We start from the raw sequence: 19,476 nt of genomic DNA on the forward strand, positions 1-19,476 counted from the left end.
AACGTTAATTACATGATTACAGCCGAACAGAGCGAACAGCTCCGCACGTGGTTCGCCGAGCGCCTGCCGGTGGACGTCTTCGAGTCCCTCGTCTCGGTCACGGTCGACCGCGAGGAGATCACGGTCGTCGGGGCCATCCCGGCGACCGAATCGGTGAAGGAGTTCCGCGAACGCACCCGCGAACAGCGCATCGAGGTGGCCCGCGAGGCGGAGGAGCTCTACCGCCGCAAGGTCGCCTGGGGCGTCCAGTCGGGCACCGAGCGCCACCTCTTCACGCACCTCGCGGTCCCCGTCATGACCCGGCTGCGCCAGTCCGAACGCCAGGTCCTCGACACCCTGGTCGCGGGCGGCGTCGCGCGCAGCCGGGCCGACGCCCTCGCCTGGTGCGTCCGCCTCGTCGGGCGCAACACGGACGAATGGCTCGGCGACCTGCGGGAGTCGCTCGACAAGGTCCAGCAGGTCCGCGCCCAGGGCCCGGACGTCAAGGAATCCGGCGCCGACTCCATGAAGTCAGGGGACGAATAGGTAAAACCGTCGCGAGGACCGCCATGATCCCGGGAGGGTAGCCGGGACCACCTGAACCCAGGGAGAGGCACGCACACCATGACCACGACCGTCGAATACATCCGCTACCGGATCGCATTGGACGACCAGCAGGCCTTCGAGGACGCGTACACCAGGGCCGCGGAGGCCCTGGCCGCCTCGCCCGAGTGCGTCGACTACGAGCTGACCCGCTGCTCGGAGGAGGCCGAGCGCTACATCCTCCGGATCCGCTGGACCTCGATCGACGCCCACCTCAATGGCTTCCGCAAGGGTGAGCACTTCCCGGCGTTCTTCACCGCCATCCGCCCCTACGTGACGGCCATCGAGGAGATGCAGCACTACCTCCCGACCGCGGTGGTCGGAACGGGAAAGGCCAGCACGGACTCATGAGCACCACGCCCAGCACGCCCACGATCTACGAATGGATGGGCGGCGACGAGGCGATGCGGCGCCTCACGGACGCCTTCTACGCCCATGCCCTCCAGGACGAGATCCTCGCCCCCGTCTTCGCGGGCATGGACGCCGAGCACCCCCAGCACGTCGCGGTCTGGCTCTCCGAGGTCTTCGGAGGCCCGTCCGACTACACGGCCCACCACGGCGGCCACCAGCACATGGCCACCAAGCACCTCGGCCGCGGCATCACCGAGAAGCAGCGCCGCCGCTGGGTGGACCTGCTCATGGACACGGCCGACGAGGTCGAACTCCCGACGGACCCGGAGTTCCGCGCGGTGTTCACCTACTACATCGAGTGGGGCACCCGCATGGCCCTGATCTACTCGGGCCCCAACCCGCCCCCGGTGGACGCGGCCAAGATCCCCGTCTGGTCCTGGGGCCAAACCCCACCCTGGATCCCGAAGACCTGACCCGATCCAGCCCGCCGGCTCTTCCGGCCCGTCCGGCGCTCGAAGACCGGGTCCGGGCAGAGCCCGGGGAACGGAGAAAGGGCGGGGCGGGGAGAGAACCTCACTCCCCGCCCCGCACCCGCTCCCCGGACGGCCCGGCCGCCTCCCCGAGCAACACCACCAACGGCACGCCCCCACCGTCCCGCCAGAACTCCACGGCGGACTCCAGCACCTCCGTGAACGTCTCCCACTCCCCCGCCCGCGCCCGGGCGAACTCCCACCACCCGGTCACGGCCACCAGCCGCCCCGGCGCATCCGCCTCGCCCGGCGCATCCGGCGCATCCGCGCCCCCCGGCAGCCACGACAGATCGATCAGGGCATCCGCCAACGCGTCCCAGTTCCCGCCGAACCAGCCCGGCACCCGCAACGCGTCCCCGCACCGCCGCATCAAAGCGGCCTTGCTCCGCACCCCGGCCAGGTCCAGCCGCACCGTCACCCACCCCGCCGCCCCGGCATCGGCCAGCGCGGCGTCGATCGCTTCGAGCGGTCGCGGATCCAGGCTCATCGGAGAACCGCCTTGAACGTGTTGTAGTGGTCGTCCGTGTAGTAGAACTCCCCACCCGCGCCCGTCACGATCCGCCGGGCCCCGCGGTCCCGTTCTCCCGGCGTCCTCACGGTGAACTCGTGGTAATAACCGCGGCCCTGCTTCGGCAGCGCCTTCTCGAAGTTCCCGAAGACGGTCCCGTCCTGCCTGTACGGGTACGGCCCGCCCTCGTCGATCAGCGCGAGCACGTCACGCGCCTGTTGCGGCAGCGCGGAGGCCCGTACGGTCGCCATCCCCTTGGCCCACCCGGGCACGGCGGGCGTGGCAGCACCACCGGACGGCGGTGACGGCGGCGCGGTCTCACCGGCACCGGCGCCGCACCCCACCGCACCGATCAGCGCGGCACAGAGGAACAACGCCCCCAGCACGCGCAGCAGCGATCGGGGCACGTTCCGAAAGATCATGCACCGATCGTGCCAAATATCCGATTCGCCCGCGAATCGCGTGCGAACCGGCCCTGCGCTCCTCAGTTCAGAGCGCGGCCATCTTGGTGTAGGGACTCAGGATCCGTTTCTGGACCGATCCGAAGTCGACGAGGACAGCGATCCCCTCCTCGATACCGACGACACGGCCGAGACCGTGCTCATCGTGAGTAACCCGGTCGCCGACGCTGAACTGCCGGAGCGGCGGTTCCACGGGGGCCTTGAACGGGCTGGACGGCAAATGGCGGCGAGGTACTGCTGACTTTGTCATTGAGACCAGTATGCGCCCCGCAGGCCGCCTCGCGGTCCGCCGTTCGGATCTCAATTCCAGCACCATCCGCACCACACACCTTGCGGACCCCGGATCCGACGCCGGATCAGTCGTCCGGGTCGGCCCGGTCCAGCGCCGGCCGCAGCCCCGGGGCCGACTCGGTGAGCAGGTAGTCCGCGACCGCCGTGTCCGTGACCAGGCTGGTCACCAGCCCCGACCGCAGCACCGCCCCGATCGCCGAGGCCTTCCGCAGCCCGCCCGCGATCGCCACGACCTCGGGGATCCGCCGCAGCCGGTCCGCCTCCACGGTGATGCACCGCTCGCCGAGGTCCCGGCCGACCCGGCGCCCCTCGGCGTCGAACAGGTGCGCCGACATCTCGGCCGCGACACCCAGCGAGGCGTAGTGCGCCCGCTCCTCGTCGCTCAGCATGTCGTGGACGGTCGAGATCCCCGGCTCCCACGAGCCGATCGAGACGGCCGCGACGGTCACCTTGTCGAAGTACTCGAACGCCCGGGCGATCCCCGTCTGCGACCGCAGCGCCGACGCGGTCGCGGGATCGGGCAGCAGCATCGGCGCGTAGATCGGGTGGGCGTCCCCGCCGGAGACCTGCGCGGCCCGCCGTACGGCCTCGACGGAGCCGCGCTCGGCGGTCCCGGCGTCGTACACGCCGGTCAGCTGGACCACCGTGCAGGGCGGGAGGCGGTGCAGGGAGGCGGCCATGTGGATGGTCGACCGCCCCCACGCGAGACCCAGTACGTCGCCCTCGTTCACCAGCTCGCCCAGCAGGTCGGCCGCGACCGCGCCCAGGTTCTCCGGATCCGGGGCGTCCTCGGTCGCGTCGGCCGGGGACTCCACCACGACGGCGTGCCGCAGCCCGTACCGGGCCCGCAGCGCGTCGGAGCGCTCCGCGTCGAGCTCGGCCGGAACCCGGATCTCGATGCGTACGAGGTCACGTTCCAGGGCGGTCTCCAGGACCCGGGCCACCTTGAAGCGGCTCACACCGAACTCCTCGGCGATCTGGATCTTGGACTTGCCCTCCAGGTAGAAGCGGCGCGCCATGGCCGCCGCCTGTACCAGCTCCGCGGGTCCCATCCGCAGGGCTGACCGTCCCGCCGACATAGCAGACACCGCGTTCTCCTCACTGCTGTTCACACTCTCGTGTTCACACTCTCGACTCGTCGTTCATCCTGTCAGATCCAACGGCCCCTGATCAGCCCGGACAGCTCCCGTTCACCAAGCTGTTCACGAACCCTCGCCCAGGGACGCCCCTAGTGGTCGCAGCCCCACGGCGCGGCGGCGATCGCCGCGCCCGCCTGCTCGCGCAGCGTCCGCACCGCGGCGGCCGGATCGACGGCCCCGTATACGGCACTGCCCGCGACGAACACGTCGGCGCCGGCCTCGGCCGCGCGCTCGATGGTCGTCGCGGAGACCCCGCCGTCGACCTGCAGCCACAGGTCGAGCCCGTGCTTGGCGATCATCTCCCGGGTGCGGCGGATCTTGGGCAGCATGATGTCGAGGAAGGACTGCCCGCCGAAGCCGGGCTCGACGGTCATGATCAGCAGCATGTCGAGCTCGGGCAGCAGGTCCTCGTACTGCTCGATCGGGGTGCCCGGCTTCAGCGCCATGGCCGCCCGGGCCCCCTTGGCCCGGATCTCCCGCGCCAGCCGCACGGGCGCCGCCGCGGCCTCGGCGTGGAACGTCACGGATCCGGCCCCGGCCTCCACGTACTGCGGAGCCCAGCGGTCGGGGTCCTCGATCATGAGGTGCAGGTCCAGCGGAATGTCCGTGGCCCGGCTGAGGGACTCCACGATCGGCATTCCGAGGGTGAGGTTCGGGACGAAATGGTTGTCCATGACGTCGACATGCAGCCAGTCCGCGCCCTCGACTGCCTTCGCCTCCTCGGCGAGCCGGGCGAAGTCCGCGGACAGGATGCTGGGATTGATCTGAACGGCCATGCCCCAAGCCTGCCATGCCCTCGCACGGTTCCGGCCATGACCCCGAATCTCGTGACTACCGCAGCACCGCTTAAATGATCATGGAGAACATTTCAATTGTCCTTCGGAGTCACCTCCGGCACGGTACTGCTCATGACAACGCAGCCCACCGGCGTGCCCGTCGCCCCGGACATCACGACCGCCGACCCCACCCCCTGGCGCAACAAGGACTTCCGCACCCTCTTCACCGCCTCCACCCTCAACCAGCTCGCCACCAACACCGGCCAGGTGGCCGTCCCGCTGCTCGCCCTCACCGCCCTCGACGCCACGGCCGCGCAGGTCGGCGCCCTCGCCACGCTCTCCACCCTCGCGTTCCTGCTGATCGGCCTGCCGGCCGGCGCCTGGGTCGACCGGCTGCGCACCCGCCGGGTCCTGATCGCCTCCGACCTCGCCCGCGCCGCCCTCTACGCCTCGCTGCCCGTCGCCTGGTGGCTCGACGCGCTCACGTTCGCGCAGCTGTACGCCGTCGTCCTGCTCGGGGGCTGCGCCACCGTCTTCTCCGACATCGGCTCGCAGAGCGTGCTGCCCCGGCTGATCGGCCGCGACGGCCTGGTCCGGGCCAACGCGGCCATCGTGACCCTCATGGCCGTCGCCAACATCGCGGGCCGCGGCGCCGGCGGAGCCCTGGTCGCCGCCCTCACCGCGCCCTTCGCCCTCGCGTGCGCCTCGACCGCCTACCTCGCCTCCGCGCTCCGCCTGACCCGCATCGGCGCCGCCCCGGCCCCGCCGGCCGCCGACCGCACCCGGCTGACGACCCGGATCCGGGAGGGGCTGCGGCACGTCCTGGGCCACCCGGAGCTACGCGCCCTGGCGCTCAACTCCACGCTGAGCAACCTGGGCGGCGCGATCATCAACACCATGCTGCCGGTGCTGTTCGTACGGGAACTCGGGCTCTCCCCGGCCTCCCTCGGCCTGTTCTGGGCGGCGGGCGGCATCGGCCTGCTCCTCGGCGCCCGCCTGGCCCGCCCCTTCGCGGCCCGCGTCGGCTACGGCCGCGCCCTGGTCCTCAGCCTCACCCCGGCCACCCTGCTGGTACCCCTGCTGGACCGCGGCCCGTGGCTCTGGCTGGCGGGGGCGGGGTGGACGCTGGCGATGACGACGATCGGCGCGAACAACGTCCTGGGCGTCAGCCTCCGCCAACACCTCACCCCGGACCCCCTCCTGGGCCGTATGAACGCCACTTTCCGCTTCATGCTCACCGGTGCCCTGGCCCTGGGCGCCGCCACCTCAGGCCTCCTGACGGAGCTCACGACCCTCGGCACCACCCTCTGGACGGGCGCGACCATCACGGCCCTGGCCTGGATCCCCCTCTCGCTCTCCCCGGTACGGAAAAGGGTGAGGGGCGTGTGAGGCGCAGGAGCCACCGAGCCGGGATCGAACAGCGCTGGGGACTTCCCGCCAGTCTCACTGTCCTTCCGTGCCGATCCGCCCCGTCAAGGGCGCTCCTCCTCGTTCCTCGTCGTCGCGTCGCTTCGCGATGGCCTTCGGCCACCCTTGACAGCCCGGCCCGCCCCGGAACGCCAATAAGCCTGCCGGGAACCCCCCAAAGAAACGGTCAGGGGGAGCCTGACCACCGAGCCGTACCGAGACGCCCGGCCGGGGCTCCCGCTCGGCGGAAACGCCGCCCGCACTCCAGCCCCGCCGGCGTTTGAGGCGCGGGGCCTGGGGCGGAGCCCCAGAAAGCCCCGAGCGCAGCGAAGGGGACCCACCGCGCATCAGATCGCTACCCGCCTACCACTCGGCTCAGCGGCTGCGGACCGGCCGTGGCTGAACACAAGCCGCCCACGATCGCTACCCGCCTGCCTCTCGGCTCGGCGTCTGCGACCCGCCTGTGGCTGGACACAAGCCGCCCACGATCGCTACCCGCCTACCACTCGGCTCAGCGACTGCGGCCCGCCTGTGGCTGGACACAAGCCGCCCACGACCGGAACCACAGTGCGGACCGGCCGGCGGCCGCAGGTAGTCGGGTGGTGTGGCCTGAGACGGTCGGATGCGTCATTTCATGCAGGTTGGAGGCCATCGGACCTCCAGAGACCCCAATCCCACCCCAATCCCACCCCAATCCTGTCCAGATTGTGGCGGTTTGGCGGGTGGGTGTGGGCTGTCGGGTCGCCCTGACCGCAATCCAGGCTGATCTCTTCGTCTTCTGGCTACAAGAACCACAGACAAGCCGCAGCCGCGTGAGGTGAGACGCGTATGGCGAGCGTGGGCGGCTTGTCTCCAGCCACGTCCGGGCCGCAGTCGCGTGGGGCGAGAAGTGCGCCCAGTGTGGGCGGCTTGTGTTCAACCACAGACGGGCCGCAGCCGCGTGGGGCGAGACGCGTGTCGGGGCCATGGGCGGCTTATGTCCAGCCACGGCCGGGCCGCAGCCGCTGAGCCGAGTGGTAGGCGGGTAGCGATCTGATGCGCCTGACCGCCGCCTTGGTCAATCTGGACACCGTGGGGTGCAGGTTCGGAAGGGTTCCGCCCGGAGGGCGGCGTTTCTGCCAAGCCGGAGCCCCGGCCAGGCGTCTCACTCGGGCTCGGTGGTCATGCTCCCCCCTGACCGTTTCTTCGGGGGGTTCCCGACAGTCTTTGGCATTCCGGGGCGGGCCGGGCTGTCAAGGGTGGCCGGAGGCCATCGCGAAGCGACGCGACGACGAGGAACGAGGAGGAGCGCCCTTGACAGGCCGGACCGAACCGGAAGGACAGTGAGACTGGCGGGAAGCCCCCAGCACGGTTCGACCCCGCCCCGGGAGCTACCGCTCCCCTACGCCGTCCGCCGCAGCAACGCCAGGTACATCGCATCGGTGCCGTGCAGGTGCGGCCACAGCTGGACGTCCGGGCCGTCGCCGAGCGCCGGGACGCCCTGCATGAACGGGCGGGCGTCGATCAGTTCGGCCGACACCGGCTCCGCTCCCGCACCGCGCCCCTTGAGGACGTCGTCCACGACCACCCGGGTCTCCGCCAGGTGCGGGGAGCAGGTCGCGTAGCCCACGACCCCGCCGATCCGTACCGCCGACAGCGCCTCCCGCAGCAGCCCCCGCTGGAGCGGCGCGAAGCCCTCCAGGTCCTGGGGGCGGCGGCGCCAGCGCGCCTCCGGGCGGCGGCGCAGCGCGCCCAGGCCGGAGCAGGGCACGTCCATCAGCACGCGGTCGAAGGATCCCGGTCGCCACGGCGGCCGGGTGCCGTCCGCGGTGATGACCTGGTACGGGCCCGGATTGCCGGCCAGCGCCTTCTCCACCAGGCGCGCGCGGTGCGGCTGCTTCTCGGAGGCCAGCAGGAACGCCCCGCGCTCGGCGGCCAGCGCCGCCAGCAGGGCCGCCTTGCCGCCCGGTCCCGCGCAGCCGTCGAGCCAGCGCTCGTCGCGGCCGTCCACGGGCACGGCCGCCAGGGCCATCGCCACGAGCTGGCTGCCCTCGTCCTGGACTCCGGCGCGGCCTTCGCGCACCGCCTCCAGCGCGCCCGGCTCGCCGCCCTCGGCCATCCGGACGGCGTACGGGGACCAGCGCCCCGGCAGCGCCGAGTCCTCGCCGACGGCGTCGAGCAGTTCCTCGGTCGTGGACCGGCCGGGCCGCGCGACCAGCGTGACCTCGGGCCGCTCGTTGTCGGCCTCCAGCAGGTCCTCGATCCCGGCGCGGCCGCCGCCCAGCGCGTCCCACAGGGCGCTGACGACCCAGCGCGGGTGCGAGTGGTAGACGGCGAGGTGTTCCTCGGCGTCGTCCTCGTAGGGCGGCGCGACCTTCTCCAGCCAGGCGTCGAGGTCGTGCGCGGCGATCTTCCGCAGGACGGCGTTGACGAACTTGGCGCGCCCGTCGCCGAGCACCACCCGGGCCAGCTCCACGCTGGCCGAGACCGCCGCGTGGCTGGGGATGCGGGTGCCGAGGAGCTGGTGGGCGCCCAGGGCGAGGACGTCCAGGACGGGCGGGTCGACCTCGCGCAGCGGCCGGTCGACGCAGGCGGCGATCACCGCGTCGTACGTCCCCTGGCGGCGCAGGGTCCCGTAGACGAGTTCGGTGGCCAGGGCCGCGTCCCGCGCCTCGAAGTTCTCGTCCTGGCGGGCCTTGCGCAGCAGCGGCGGCAGGACGAGGTTCGCGTAGGCGTCACGCTCGTCCACCGCCCGCAGCACCTCGAAGGCCAGCATCCGGACGGGGTCCTTCTGCGGCCGGCGGTACGGCTTGCCCGACTGGCCGCCCCGGTTGCCCGACTGGCCGGACGGCTTGCCACCCCCGCCCGCGGCGGGTCGACGACGAGGCTGACGAGGCTGTTCGCTCACGTGAAAGGTGCTCCGGGGTTACGAGGCGCTGCTGATACGGAAGGCCGGTACGGAAGGCCGGTACGGAAGGCCGGTACGGAAGGCCGGTACGGAAGCCGATACGGACGGCCGTGGACAGGGAAAGCCGCCGATACGGCAGGCAGTACGACTGGGATCAGCCTACGTCGGCCCCGCCGAGCCGCTCGCCGGGGGCGATCCGCACTCCGCGGGCCCAGTCGGCGCCCTTCATCGGCTTCTTGCCCTGCGGCTGCACCCAGAGCAGTTCCACGGCGTGCGAGCCGGTGCCGACGCAGACGCTGTTCTTCGCCGGGGCCAGCTCGCCCGGCGCCAGGTCCGTGCGGTCGGTGACCAGGCCGAGCGAGATCAGCTTGAGCCGCTCCCCGCGGAAGACGGTCCACGCGCCCGGCGCGGGCGTGCAGCCGCGTACGACGCGGTCGGCCCGCATCGCCGGGGCCTTCCAGTCGATCCGGGCGTCCTCGACGGTGATCTTCGGCGCGAGCGAGAGCCCGTCGGCCGGCTGTGCCACGGCGCGCAGCGTGCCGTCCTCGATGCCGTCCATGGTGGCGGCCAGCAGTCCGGCGCCCGCGAAGGCGAGACGGGTGAGCAGGTCGCCGCTGGTGTCGGTGGCGCGGATCTCCTCGGTCAGGTGCCCGTAGACGGGCCCGGAGTCCAGCCCCTCCTCGATGAGGAAGGTGGAGGCGCCGGTGACCTGGTCGCCGCCCATGATCGAGTGCTGGACGGGCGCGGCCCCGCGCCACGCGGGCAGCAGCGAGAAGTGCAGGTTGACCCATCCGTGGCGGGGGATCTCCAGGGCGCTCTTCGGGAGCAGCGCGCCGTAGGCGACGACCGGGCAGCAGTCCGGGTCGATCTCGCGGAGCCGGGCCTGGAAGTCGGGGTCGCGCGGCCGGGCCGGCTTGAGGACCTCGATACCGGCCTCCTCGGCGCGTTCGGCGACGGGGCTGGCGACGAGACGGCGGCCGCGGCCGGCCGGTGCGTCGGGCCGGGTGATGACGGCCGCGACCTCGTGCCGCCCGGAGGCGATGAGGGTGTCCAGGGCGGGCACGGCAACCTCGGGGGTGCCTGCGAAGACGAGCTTCACTGGGGTCCTACCTCGCTATCTCGGCTGTCAGCAGCACACCAGTCTATGGGGTGTCCGCCGGGCGGCCCACCTGCGCGGTTGAGGGGGCGTACACGCACTCACGCGCCCTTCGCATATGCCGACACGCCCCCCTAGCGTGACCTGGGCGCCGGGTGGCGCGTTGGTCAAGAGAGATTGACCGAAACCGGGCCGCCGACGAGAACGGTGTCTGCGACCCTATCCGCTCTTCAGCACCGGTTCGAGAGGCTTCTTCAATGGCCGACCACGCCACCCACGACGCCCAAGCACGGGCCAGCCTGCACCTGTTGGTGCGGGACATCGAGCGGGTTCGCCGGCAGGTGGATGCTCTGCGTACGCTCACCGCCCAGCTCGGCAACGTGTACCGCCCGCGCCGCTCCGGTCCCTCCACGGGCTTCGTCGTGTACGGGAGGGCGCCCGCGCCCACCGTCCGTCTCGCGCAGGAGCTGCGCGACAGCGTCGAGACCCTGGTCACCGCCGCTGTGGACTTCGACCGCTCGCTCGGCTTCTCGTGGGACGCGGTCGGTTCGGCCCTCGGCGTCACCAAGCAGGCCGTACACCGCCGTTACGGGGCCCGCCGGGCGCAGGCCGCCGCCGAGTCCACCGCCGAGCAGCAGCCGGCCGAGGGGGCGACCACCCGGACGCTGGGGCCGCTCCCCACGGTCCCCGCCGCCCGCTCGGCCCCGCCGCAGCCGGTGCGCGAGGAATCCCAGAGCGCGGCGGGCGCGAGCGCCGCCACCCGTTCCCCGGCCTTCCCGGGCCCGCGGGGCGGTTGACGCCGTCCCGGCCGCCGGGACGCCGACCCCCGACGGCTCCGCCCTACCCACCGACCCGCCCCCGGCGGGCGTCCCCTCCCCCGGCCCCCGCCGGGAGCGCGGCGCTCCGCCGGGGGCGTTCGGCGCTCAGCCGATGTCGGGCGGGTCGATCCGGACCCGGACCGATTCGGCCGCCGAGACCCCGCGCGCCAGCCGGGCCGCCTGGGCCGCCTTGAGCGCGGCGGCCAGCGCCGCCCCGCTGCCCGGCGGCACCCGGACCAGGGCCCGCTCCCCGGGCGAGGGTTCGCCGCGCCGGCCCGGCAGCGCCACCGGGCCCAGGATCTCCGCGTCCGGCGGCAGTTCGGCGGCGGTGAGGAAGGCTTCGACCGCCTCGGCCCGCCCGGCCACGGCGGCCATCCGGGACACCGGCGGGAACCCCAGCTGGGCCCGCTCGGCGAGTTCCCGTACCGCGTGGCCCACCGGGTCCCACCGCACCAGCGCCTGGACCGGCCGCAGCGTCGGCTCGGCGACCACGACGACCTGCCCGGCCCCCCGCACCAGCGAGGCCGCGCCGATCCAGCGCCGCAGGGCGTCCTCCCCGGCGCGCAGGTCGGGCCGGGTCAGCATGGCCCAGCCGTCCAGCAGCAGCGCGGCCGCGTACCCCTCGCCCGCGGCGACGGGCTCGGCGCCGGGGGTGCACACCACCAGCGCCGGCCGGTCCGGCACCTCGTCCAGTACGTGGTCCCGCCCGGAGGTCCGTACGGGCACGGCGGGGAAGGCCCGCCCCAGTTCCTCGGCGGTCCGCCGGGCGCCGACCACCTGGGCGCGCAGCCGGAACGCGCCGCACTCCTCGCAGTGCCAGGCCGGTTCGGCCCGCCCGCACCAGCCGCACCGCAGGTCCCGCTCGTCGGGAGCCTCCAGCGGTCCCGCGCAGACCGTGCACCGGGCCGGTGTCCGGCACCGCTCGCAGGCCAGCCGCGGTACGTAGCCCCGCCGGGGCACCTGTACCAGTACGGGCCCGGTCTTCAGCCCCTCCCGTACGGTCTCCCACGCCAGGCTGGGCAGTCGCGCGGCGCGCGCCGCTCCGTCCCGGGCCAGCAGCTCGTCCCCGACGGTCCGGATCCGGGGCGCGCAGGTCCGTACCGTCTCGCGGGCGGCGACCAGCGGTCGCGCCCAGCCGGACTCGACGAGCTGGGCGGCCTCCACGGTGCAGCTGGTGCTCCCGGCGAGGAATCCGCAGCCGTCGCTGACGGCGCGCAGTTCCAGCACCTCCCGGACGTGCGGGAACGGGGCGTGGTCATCGCTGTGGCTGGAGTCCCCGTCGTCCCAGATCGCCACCAGGCCGAGGTCCCGCACCGGAGCGAACATCGCGGCCCGGGTGCCGATGACGGCGCGCACCGAGCCCCGGTGCACGGCGAGCCACTGGCGGTAGCGCTTCTCCGGTCCGGACTCGGCGGTCAGCAGCGCGTGCCGTCCCTCGCCGAGCAGGGCGGTGAGCGCCGCGTCGACCCGGGCGGCGGTGCGCCCGTCGGGCAGTACGGCGAGGGCGCCGCGGCCGGAGGCGAGGGTGGCCGCCATGGCCCGGGCCAGTTCGTCGGCCCAGCCGGGGCCGGGCAGCGCGGTCCACACGGCGCGCGGGGCGGCGCCGGTGGCGAGGGCGCGCAGGAAGGCGGGGCCGGCGCCGTACCGCGCCCAGCCGCCGGGTTCGGGCACGGCGGGCGCGGGCAGCGGCTCGGGGGACGGCTTGGCCTCGGCGCGGGCGTTGCGCGGGGGCAGGGCGAGCTGGAGGACATCGGCCAGGCTGCCCGCGTAGCGCTCGGCGACGGCCCGGGCGAGGGCCAGCATGCGGGGGCTGAGGACCACCTCGGGCGAGACGACGTGGGCGAGGGCGGCCAGCGCCCCGCCGTAGTCGGATTCGGCGCGGCGCTCGACGATGAAGCCGTCGATGAGACCGCCGCCCTCCCGGCGGCCGCCGTGCACCTGGTGGGAGCCGGCTCCGAAGCGGACCCGGACGCGGACGCCGGGCTGCGCGGCCTCGGAGAGCTCGGCGGGGACGGCGTAGTCCCAGAGCTGGTCGAGGTGGAGGACGCCCTTGTTGACGAGGATCCGGGCGACGGGGAGCTCTTCGGCGAGCGCCGCGCCCCGCCAGGTGCGCGGCTTGGCCTTCGGGGCCTTGGCCTTCGCTCCGGCGACCATCTCCCGCATGAGCGCGAGCTGCTCCGGCGGGCCGCCGGGACCCTGGTCCCCGCCCCGCTGCTCGGACTCGTTCGCGCTGCTCACACCCGCATTCTTACCAAACCCCACCGACAACGGGCGGGTCCGGGACGGAACGCGGACGGCCCCGGACCGCGAGGGTCCGGGGCCGTACGTGGTGAGGTCTTACAGACCGGCGGCCTGGCGCAGGGCGTCCACGCGGTCGGTGCGCTCCCAGGTGAAGTCCGGCAGCTCGCGGCCGAAGTGGCCGTAGGCGGCGGTCTGGGCGTAGATCGGGCGCAGCAGGTCCAGGTCGCGGATGATCGCGGCCGGGCGGAGGTCGAAGACCTGGCCGATGGCGTCCTCGATCTTCTGGACCTCGACCTTGGCGGTGCCGAAGGTCTCGACGAACAGGCCCACCGGCTCGGCCTTGCCGATCGCGTAGGCGACCTGGACCTCGCAGCGCGAGGCGAGACCGGCGGCGACCACGTTCTTGGCGACCCAGCGCATCGCGTAGGCGGCGCTGCGGTCGACCTTGGACGGGTCCTTGCCGGAGAAGGCACCGCCACCGTGACGGGCCATGCCGCCGTAGGTGTCGATGATGATCTTGCGGCCGGTCAGACCCGCGTCGCCCATCGGGCCGCCGATCTCGAAACGCCCGGTCGGGTTGACCAGCAGGCGGTAGCCCTCGGTCTCCAGCTTGATGCCGTCCTCGACCAGCTGCGCCAGCACGTGCTCGACGACGAACTCGCGGATGTCCGGAGCCAGCAGCGAGTCCAGGTCGATGTCCGCAGCGTGCTGCGAGGAGACGACGACCGTGTCGAGGCGGACGGCCTTGTCACCGTCGTACTCGATGGTGACCTGCGTCTTGCCGTCGGGGCGCAGGTACGGGATCGTCCCGTTCTTGCGGACCTCGGACAGCCGGCGGGAGAGCCGGTGCGCGATGTGGATCGGGAGCGGCATCAGCTCGGGGGTCTCGTCGCACGCGTACCCGAACATCAGGCCCTGGTCGCCCGCGCCCTGCTTGTCGAGCTCGTCCTCATCGCCCTCGACCCGGGTCTCGTAGGCGGTGTCGACACCCTGCGCGATGTCCGGGGACTGCGCGCCGATGGACACCGACACGCCGCACGAGGCGCCGTCGAAGCCCTTCTTCGAGGAGTCGTAACCGATCTCCAGGATCTTGTCACGGACGAGCTGCGCGATCGGCGCGTACGCCTTCGTCGTCACCTCGCCCGCGATGTGCACGAGACCGGTGGTGATGAGGGTCTCCACGGCCACGCGAGAGGTCGGGTCCTCGGTGAGGAGCGCGTCGAGGATCGTGTCGCTGATCTGGTCAGCGATCTTGTCGGGGTGGCCCTCGGTCACGGACTCCGAGGTGAACAGGCGGCGGGACACATCGCTCCCTGGGGTTGCAGCGGCTGCTGGCTGATCATTTGGCGGAACCACATCGGGGGCTGCGCCCGATCACGTTCCGGGTGCAGTTTATCGGTCCGCACCGTTTACCGGACCACCCGTCTCGCCTTGTGGGAGACGTGTGACCTGCGGCACTCCATTCTGACGCACGGAATTGCCGGGGAGAAGGGCGCCACTCAGGCGGTTCGGCGGGCGAGTCGCGCGGCGACCTGATCCCAAATGGCGTCCGCCAGGGCTTCCTTCGGACCATGGGCGACCGGCGTCTCGGTCCCGTCGGATGCCAGGATGACCGCTTCGTTCTCCTCGGAACCGAAGGTCTTGGTCTCGCCGACCTCATTGACCACGAGAAGATCACATCCCTTGCGGGCGAGTTTGGTCCGCCCGTTCGCCAGGACGTCGTCCGTCTCGGCGGCGAATCCGACGACGATCTGGCCCTCCCTCGCCCGTTCGGCCGAGATCTCCGCAAGGATGTCCGGATTTCTCACAAGGTTCACCGGGGCCGGCTCCTGGCCGTCCTTCTTCTTGATCTTGCCGTCGGCGTAGACGGCGGGCCGGAAATCGGCCACGGCCGCCGCCATCACCACGGCGTCCGCGTCGGCGGCCGCCTTGAGCACCGCCTCCCGCAGCTGCAGGGCCGTCCCCACCCGTACGACGTCCACCCCGGCCGGGTCGGCCAGCGCGGTGTTGGCCGCCACCAGCGTGACCCGGGCGCCGCGGGCGGCGGCGGTGCGGGCCAGGGCGTAGCCCTGCTTGCCTGAGGAGCGGTTGCCGAGGAAGCGGACCGGGTCGAGCGGCTCCCGGGTGCCGCCCGCGCTGATCACGATGTGGCGGGCGGCCAGGTCGGGCTCGGCCGCGCCGCGCGCCAGGACCCTGCGGCAGACCTCGTAGATCTCCTCGGGGTCGGGCAGCCGTCCCTTGCCGGTGTCCTTGCCGGTCAGCCGGCCGACGGCGGGCTCGATGACGATGGCGCCCCGGCGCCGCAGCGTGGCCACGTTCTCCCGGGTGGCGGGGTGCTCCCACATCTCGGTGTGCATCGCGGGCGCGAAGACCACCGGGCAGCGGGCGGTGAGCAGGGTGTTGGTGAGGAGGTCGTCGGCCAGTCCGTGGGCGGCCTTGGCCAGCATGTCGGCGGTGGCCGGGGCGACGACGACGAGGTCGGCGCCCTGCCCGATGCGGACGTGCGGGACCTCGTGGACGGTCTCCCACACCTGGGTGCCGGCCGGGTTACCGGACAGCGCGGCCCAGGTGGCCTCGCCCACGAAGTTCAGGGACGCCGCCGTGGGGACCACCCGCACCTCGTGCCCGGACTCGGTGAGCCGGCGCAGCAGCTCGCACGCCTTGTAGGCGGCGATGCCGCCGCTGACTCCGAGCACGACCTTCGGCTTACCCACCACACACGCCCTCTCTCGCTGATCGTCGTACGTGTCTATGACACACCACAGGCCCGGCAGATGTTCTGCCGGGCCTGTGGTGAAAGGATTTCTCGGTGCCTTACTGGGCCGGGGCCTCGATGGCCTCGGAGGTCAGCAGACCCGCGTTGATCTCGCGCAGCGCGATCGAGAGCGGCTTCTCGTGGACGTGGGTGTCCACCAGCGGGCCGACGTACTCAAGCAGGCCCTCACCGAGCTGCGAGTAGTACGCGTTGATCTGACGCGCACGCTTGGCCGCGTAGATCACGAGGCTGTACTTCGAGTCCGTGGCCTCGAGCAGCTCGTCGATCGGCGGGTTGATGATGCCCTCGGGCGCGGTGATGGAAGAGGACACGCTCTACCTTCCGAAGAATGGGTGAATGATCAAGCATTGACCGAAATGAACAACGGTCAACGATCAGACAACTTCCATCAAGGCTAGCAGCTCGCGCGCCACGTCCTCGACGGAGGTGTTGACCAGGGTGGTGTCGAACTCGGACTCGGCAGCCAGTTCGACCTTGGCGGACTCCAGACGGCGCTGGATGACCTCCGGTGATTCGGTTCCCCGGCCGGTGAGCCGGCGGACCAGCTCGTCCCAGCTCGGCGGCGCCAGGAAGACGAGCTGGGCCTCGGGCATCGACTCGCGGACGAGCCGGGCGCCCTGGAGATCGATCTCCAGCAGGACCGGTTCGCCGTTGTCCAGGCGCTCCAGCACCGCGCCGCGCGGAGTGCCGTAGCGGTTGCCCGCGAACTCGGCCCACTCCAGCAGCTCGCCGTTGGCGATCAGCTTGTCGAACTCGTCGTCGTTGACGAAGAAGTAGTGGACTCCGTGTCGCTCACCGGGCCGCGGCTTGCGGGTGGTGGCCGACACCGAGAGCCATACCTCCGGGTGGACCTTGCGCATATGCGCGACGACCGTGCTCTTGCCGACACCCGAAGGGCCGGAGAGCACGGTCAGCCGCGGACGAACCTCTGCTGCCATAGAGCGATTATCCAGCTTCTCGGGACTGCCTGAGAACGCCGGGAGAACTTCAGGCGACGCGTCAGCCGGCGGGAGTGCCGAACTCACGCTCCAGAGAGGCGATCTGATTGGAGCCGAGACCTCGGACACGCCGGGATTCGGAGATGCCGAGGCGCTCCATGATCTGCTTGGCGCGGACCTTGCCCACGCCAGGCAGGGACTCCAGCAGGGCGGAGACCTTCATCTTGCCGATGACGTCGTTCTCCTGGCCCGTCTTGATGACCTCTTGGAGCGAAGCGCCGGAGTGCTTGAGTCGATTCTTCACCTCGGCCCGCTCCCGGCGAGCCGCGGCGGCCTTTTCGAGCGCGGCTGCGCGCTGTTCAGGGGTAAGGGGCGGAAGAGCCACGCCTACGTCACCTCGGATGTCGAACTGTCGGATACGGACCGGTGGGGAGCCCGAAGGCACCACACCAGGCGAGCCCCCGAACAGCGCCGATAATCGCTCGCTGCTCGTTCACTCTGCTCGGAGACTAGCGTCCAAGGCCGCTCCAGTCAGCGAGAACGAACGAAAAGTCCTGGTCAGCCTCCACTGAACCGTACATCACGGACAAATCACCCCGGTTTTGTCCGGTGAAAGACGTTCGAATTTCGTCAAGAGGTGCGACACGCTCCTCCGGAGAGGCCGTCGGAGGTTCCTCCGGAGGAGCGGAACGGCACTCCGATCAGGCCGAAACGGCCTTGCGGATCTCCTCGGCGAACCCGGCGGCCGACGCGCGGAGCGCGGCCGCGTCCGGACCGTGCTTCAGGACGCCCCGCGAGACGTTCGGGACGACGTTGCGCACGGCCGCGCCGAAGACGGCCGGCAGATCGGCCGCGGTGGCACCCTGGGCGCCGATGCCGGGGGCCAGCAGCGGGCCGTTGATGTCCAGGTCGAAGGAGGACAGGTCGCCGAGCGTGGCGCCGACCACGGCTCCGAAGGAGCCCATCGGAACGGCGCCCTCGTTCTCCGCCGCGAGGTGCGCCAGCATCGTCGCGCCGATCGAGCGCCCGTCCTCCCGTACGGCGCGCTGGACCTCGGCGCCCTCCGGGTTGGAGGTGAGGGCGAGGACGAACAGGCCCGCGCCGGACTCGCGCGCCAGCTCCACGGCCGGGGCGAGCGAGCCGTAGCCCAGGTACGGGGAGACCGTCAGGGCGTCCGAGAACAGCGGCGAGGAGGGCGACAGGAACGTCTCGGCGTACGCGGCCATGGTCGAGCCGATGTCGCCGCGCTTGGCGTCCATCACGACGAGCGCGCCCGCCGCGCGGGCGTCCGCGACGGTCCGCTCCAGCACGGCGATGCCGCGCGATCCGAACCGCTCGAAGAAGGCGGCCTGCGGCTTGAACACCGCGACCTCCTCCGCCAGCGCCTCGACGACCGTGCGGGAGAAGGCCTCCAGCCCCGCGATGTCGTCGCTGAGGCCCCAGGAGGCCAGCAGGGCCGCGTGCGGGTCGATGCCCACGCAGAGCGGGCCACGGGAGTCCATCGCCTCGCGGAGGCGGGTGCCGAACGGGGTCACGGTCACTGCGAGGCCTTTCGGGTCTCGGCGCCCACCGCTTCGGCGAGGGTCGCGTACGGGCTGTCGGCCAGGCGCGCGGCCAGGCCCTTGTGGATCGCGCGGGCGTAGAACGGGCCCTCGTAGATGAAGGCGCTGTAGCCCTGGACCAGGCTCGCGCCGGCCAGGATCCGCTGCCAGGCGTCCTCGGCGTTCTCGACGCCCCCGACGCCCACGAGGGCCAGGCGGTCCCCCACGCGGGCGTACAGGCGCCTCAGGACCTCCAGGGAGCGCTCCTTGACCGGCGCTCCGGAGAGCCCGCCGGTCTCCTTGACGAGCGAGGGGTCGGACTTCAGCCCCAGGCCCTCGCGGGCGATGGTGGTGTTGGTCGCGATGATGCCGTCCAGGCCCAGCTCCAGGGCGAGGTCCGCGACGGAGTCGACGTCCTCGTCGGCGAGGTCCGGCGCGATCTTGACGAGCAGCGGGACCCGGCGGTCCGTGACGGTGCGGTCGGCGGCCTCGCGCACGGCCGTCAGCAGCGGCCGCAGCGACTCGGTGGCCTGGAGGTTGCGCAGGCCGGGGGTGTTCGGCGAGGAGACGTTGACCACGAGGTAGTCGGCGTGGCGGGCCAGCCGCTCGGTGGAGGCGACGTAGTCCCCCACGGCCTCCTCCTCGGGCACGACCTTGGTCTTGCCGATGTTGACGCCCACGACCGTCTTGAAGACGGCCTTGCGGGCCGCCAGACGGGCCGCCACGGCCTCGGAGCCCTCGTTGTTGAATCCCATGCGGTTGATCAGCGCGCGGTCCGGCACGAGCCGGAACAGCCGCTTCTTCGGGTTGCCGGGCTGGGCCCGCGCGGTGACCGTGCCGATCTCGACGTGGTCGAAGCCGAGCATCGCCATGCCGTCGATCGCGACGGCGTTCTTGTCGAAGCCGGCCGCGAGCCCGAAGGGGCCGTGCATCCGCAGCCCGAGCGCCTCGGTGCGCAGCTCCTCGTGCCGGGGGGCGAGGGCCGCCGCCACGAAGGTGCGCAGCACGGGGGTGCGGGCCGCGCCGCGGATCCAGCGGAAGGCCGCGTAGTGGGCCCGCTCCGGGTCCATCCGCTTGAAGACCAGGTTGAAGAACAGTTCGTACATGTCGAAGATCCCTTGTGCGCTCATGACG

Annotated in this window: 20 protein-coding genes; 5 read left to right on the forward strand and 15 right to left on the reverse strand. The window is 72.1% G+C overall.

Annotated elements, in window-relative coordinates:
• The first annotated feature begins 12 nt into the window (after nucleotides 1–12).
• The 3 genes from EES41_RS08300 (at nucleotide 13) to EES41_RS44160 (ending at nucleotide 1,406) form a co-directional block, all read left to right on the forward strand.
• Entirely contained in the window at nucleotides 13–525 is a 513-nt protein-coding gene (locus EES41_RS08300) for a hypothetical protein (protein WP_123076941.1), read from the forward strand.
• Between the two features lie 78 nt (nucleotides 526–603).
• Nucleotides 604–933, forward strand: coding sequence for a putative quinol monooxygenase (locus EES41_RS44155; protein ID WP_008740383.1), 330 nt, complete (start codon nucleotides 604–606; stop codon nucleotides 931–933).
• Nucleotides 930–1,406, forward strand: a complete 477-nt coding sequence (locus tag EES41_RS44160; RefSeq protein WP_123076943.1) for a group II truncated hemoglobin — start codon at nucleotides 930–932, stop codon at nucleotides 1,404–1,406. The genes EES41_RS44155 and EES41_RS44160 overlap by 4 nt, the downstream gene beginning before the upstream one ends.
• Nucleotides 1,407–1,506: 100 nt before the next feature.
• Here EES41_RS44160 and EES41_RS08315 read toward each other — a convergent pair whose 3' ends face one another.
• The 5 genes from EES41_RS08315 to rpe all read right to left on the reverse strand — a co-directional run bounded on the left by EES41_RS08315 (nucleotide 1,507) and on the right by rpe (nucleotide 4,638).
• On the reverse strand, nucleotides 1,507–1,950 hold the full coding sequence (locus tag EES41_RS08315; RefSeq protein ID WP_123076945.1) for a barstar family protein: 444 nt from the start codon (nucleotides 1,948–1,950) through the stop codon (nucleotides 1,507–1,509).
• On the reverse strand, nucleotides 1,947–2,393 hold the full coding sequence (locus EES41_RS08320; RefSeq protein ID WP_123076947.1) for a ribonuclease domain-containing protein: 447 nt from the start codon (nucleotides 2,391–2,393) through the stop codon (nucleotides 1,947–1,949). The genes EES41_RS08315 and EES41_RS08320 overlap by 4 nt, the downstream gene beginning before the upstream one ends.
• A 67-nt stretch (nucleotides 2,394–2,460) precedes the next feature.
• Nucleotides 2,461–2,682, reverse strand: coding sequence for a CarD family transcriptional regulator (locus tag EES41_RS08325; protein ID WP_031145007.1), 222 nt, complete (start codon nucleotides 2,680–2,682; stop codon nucleotides 2,461–2,463).
• 106 nt (nucleotides 2,683–2,788) lie between these two features.
• Nucleotides 2,789–3,802, reverse strand: a complete 1,014-nt coding sequence (locus EES41_RS08330; RefSeq protein ID WP_037792315.1) for a sugar-binding transcriptional regulator — start codon at nucleotides 3,800–3,802, stop codon at nucleotides 2,789–2,791.
• A gap of 149 nt (nucleotides 3,803–3,951) precedes the next feature.
• Nucleotides 3,952–4,638: a ribulose-phosphate 3-epimerase gene (gene rpe / locus EES41_RS08335; protein ID WP_123076949.1), complete on the reverse strand. Its 687-nt coding sequence runs from the start codon at nucleotides 4,636–4,638 to the stop codon at nucleotides 3,952–3,954.
• A gap of 132 nt (nucleotides 4,639–4,770) precedes the next feature.
• On the opposite strand from rpe, the gene EES41_RS08340 reads away from it, so the two are divergent.
• Nucleotides 4,771–6,027, forward strand: a complete 1,257-nt coding sequence (locus EES41_RS08340) for an MFS transporter (RefSeq protein WP_123082348.1) — start codon at nucleotides 4,771–4,773, stop codon at nucleotides 6,025–6,027.
• A gap of 1,399 nt (nucleotides 6,028–7,426) precedes the next feature.
• Here the strand turns inward: EES41_RS08340 and EES41_RS08345 are convergent.
• The gene (locus EES41_RS08345; protein ID WP_123076951.1) at nucleotides 7,427–8,932 is read right to left on the reverse strand and encodes an RsmB/NOP family class I SAM-dependent RNA methyltransferase; all 1,506 of its coding nucleotides are present in this window, start codon (nucleotides 8,930–8,932) and stop codon (nucleotides 7,427–7,429) included.
• 154 nt (nucleotides 8,933–9,086) lie between these two features.
• The gene (gene fmt / locus EES41_RS08350; RefSeq protein ID WP_123076953.1) at nucleotides 9,087–10,031 is read right to left on the reverse strand and encodes a methionyl-tRNA formyltransferase; all 945 of its coding nucleotides are present in this window, start codon (nucleotides 10,029–10,031) and stop codon (nucleotides 9,087–9,089) included.
• Nucleotides 10,032–10,285: 254 nt separating this feature from the next.
• On the opposite strand from fmt, the gene EES41_RS08355 reads away from it, so the two are divergent.
• A complete protein-coding gene (locus tag EES41_RS08355) occupies nucleotides 10,286–10,825 on the forward strand; it encodes a hypothetical protein (protein ID WP_123076955.1) in 540 nt (179 codons plus the stop codon).
• Nucleotides 10,826–10,951: 126 nt separating this feature from the next.
• Here EES41_RS08355 and EES41_RS08360 read toward each other — a convergent pair whose 3' ends face one another.
• The 8 genes from EES41_RS08360 to EES41_RS08395 all read right to left on the reverse strand — a co-directional run bounded on the left by EES41_RS08360 (nucleotide 10,952) and on the right by EES41_RS08395 (nucleotide 19,448).
• Nucleotides 10,952–13,084, reverse strand: a complete 2,133-nt coding sequence (locus EES41_RS08360; RefSeq protein ID WP_123076957.1) for a primosomal protein N' — start codon at nucleotides 13,082–13,084, stop codon at nucleotides 10,952–10,954.
• Nucleotides 13,085–13,183: 99 nt separating this feature from the next.
• Nucleotides 13,184–14,392 (reverse strand): methionine adenosyltransferase, encoded by a 1,209-nt coding sequence (metK, locus tag EES41_RS08365; RefSeq protein ID WP_008740396.1) that lies wholly within the window; start codon nucleotides 14,390–14,392, stop codon nucleotides 13,184–13,186.
• 194 nt (nucleotides 14,393–14,586) lie between these two features.
• Complete coding sequence (gene coaBC, locus EES41_RS08370) at nucleotides 14,587–15,801, reverse strand: bifunctional phosphopantothenoylcysteine decarboxylase/phosphopantothenate--cysteine ligase CoaBC (protein ID WP_123082349.1); 1,215 nt, start codon at nucleotides 15,799–15,801, stop codon at nucleotides 14,587–14,589.
• A gap of 100 nt (nucleotides 15,802–15,901) precedes the next feature.
• Entirely contained in the window at nucleotides 15,902–16,174 is a 273-nt protein-coding gene (gene rpoZ, locus EES41_RS08375) for a DNA-directed RNA polymerase subunit omega (protein WP_004948662.1), read from the reverse strand.
• A 63-nt stretch (nucleotides 16,175–16,237) separates the two neighbouring features.
• Entirely contained in the window at nucleotides 16,238–16,801 is a 564-nt protein-coding gene (gene gmk, locus EES41_RS08380) for a guanylate kinase (protein ID WP_073778917.1), read from the reverse strand.
• Between the two features lie 61 nt (nucleotides 16,802–16,862).
• The gene (locus EES41_RS08385; protein WP_008740406.1) at nucleotides 16,863–17,186 is read right to left on the reverse strand and encodes an integration host factor; all 324 of its coding nucleotides are present in this window, start codon (nucleotides 17,184–17,186) and stop codon (nucleotides 16,863–16,865) included.
• A 316-nt stretch (nucleotides 17,187–17,502) separates the two neighbouring features.
• Nucleotides 17,503–18,342 (reverse strand): orotidine-5'-phosphate decarboxylase, encoded by an 840-nt coding sequence (gene pyrF, locus EES41_RS08390; RefSeq protein WP_302186153.1) that lies wholly within the window; start codon nucleotides 18,340–18,342, stop codon nucleotides 17,503–17,505.
• On the reverse strand, nucleotides 18,339–19,448 hold the full coding sequence (locus EES41_RS08395) for a quinone-dependent dihydroorotate dehydrogenase (protein ID WP_123076959.1): 1,110 nt from the start codon (nucleotides 19,446–19,448) through the stop codon (nucleotides 18,339–18,341). Before EES41_RS08395 ends, pyrF begins: the two co-directional genes overlap by 4 nt.
• Between the last annotated feature and the right edge of the window lie 28 nt (nucleotides 19,449–19,476).

The organism is Streptomyces sp. ADI95-16 (genome assembly GCF_003721495.1).
Classification (GTDB): domain Bacteria; phylum Actinomycetota; class Actinomycetes; order Streptomycetales; family Streptomycetaceae; genus Streptomyces; species Streptomyces goshikiensis.

Bases quoted from the DNA above. Each gene is read 5' to 3' on its own strand.
- EES41_RS08300 (WP_123076941.1), top strand. From the start codon at position 13: ATGATTACAGCCGAACAGAGCGAACAGCTCCGCACGTGGTTCGCCGAG.
- EES41_RS44155 (WP_008740383.1), top strand. From the start codon at position 604: ATGACCACGACCGTCGAATACATCCGCTACCGGATCGCATTGGACGAC.
- EES41_RS44160 (WP_123076943.1), top strand. From the start codon at position 930: ATGAGCACCACGCCCAGCACGCCCACGATCTACGAATGGATGGGCGGC.
- EES41_RS08315 (WP_123076945.1), bottom strand. From the start codon at position 1,950: ATGAGCCTGGATCCGCGACCGCTCGAAGCGATCGACGCCGCGCTGGCC.
- EES41_RS08320 (WP_123076947.1), bottom strand. From the start codon at position 2,393: ATGATCTTTCGGAACGTGCCCCGATCGCTGCTGCGCGTGCTGGGGGCG.
- EES41_RS08325 (WP_031145007.1), bottom strand. From the start codon at position 2,682: ATGACAAAGTCAGCAGTACCTCGCCGCCATTTGCCGTCCAGCCCGTTC.
- EES41_RS08330 (WP_037792315.1), bottom strand. From the start codon at position 3,802: ATGTCGGCGGGACGGTCAGCCCTGCGGATGGGACCCGCGGAGCTGGTA.
- rpe (WP_123076949.1), bottom strand. From the start codon at position 4,638: ATGGCCGTTCAGATCAATCCCAGCATCCTGTCCGCGGACTTCGCCCGG.
- EES41_RS08340 (WP_123082348.1), top strand. From the start codon at position 4,771: ATGACAACGCAGCCCACCGGCGTGCCCGTCGCCCCGGACATCACGACC.
- EES41_RS08355 (WP_123076955.1), top strand. From the start codon at position 10,286: ATGGCCGACCACGCCACCCACGACGCCCAAGCACGGGCCAGCCTGCAC.
- gmk (WP_073778917.1), bottom strand. From the start codon at position 16,801: ATGGCAGCAGAGGTTCGTCCGCGGCTGACCGTGCTCTCCGGCCCTTCG.
- EES41_RS08395 (WP_123076959.1), bottom strand. From the start codon at position 19,448: ATGTACGAACTGTTCTTCAACCTGGTCTTCAAGCGGATGGACCCGGAG.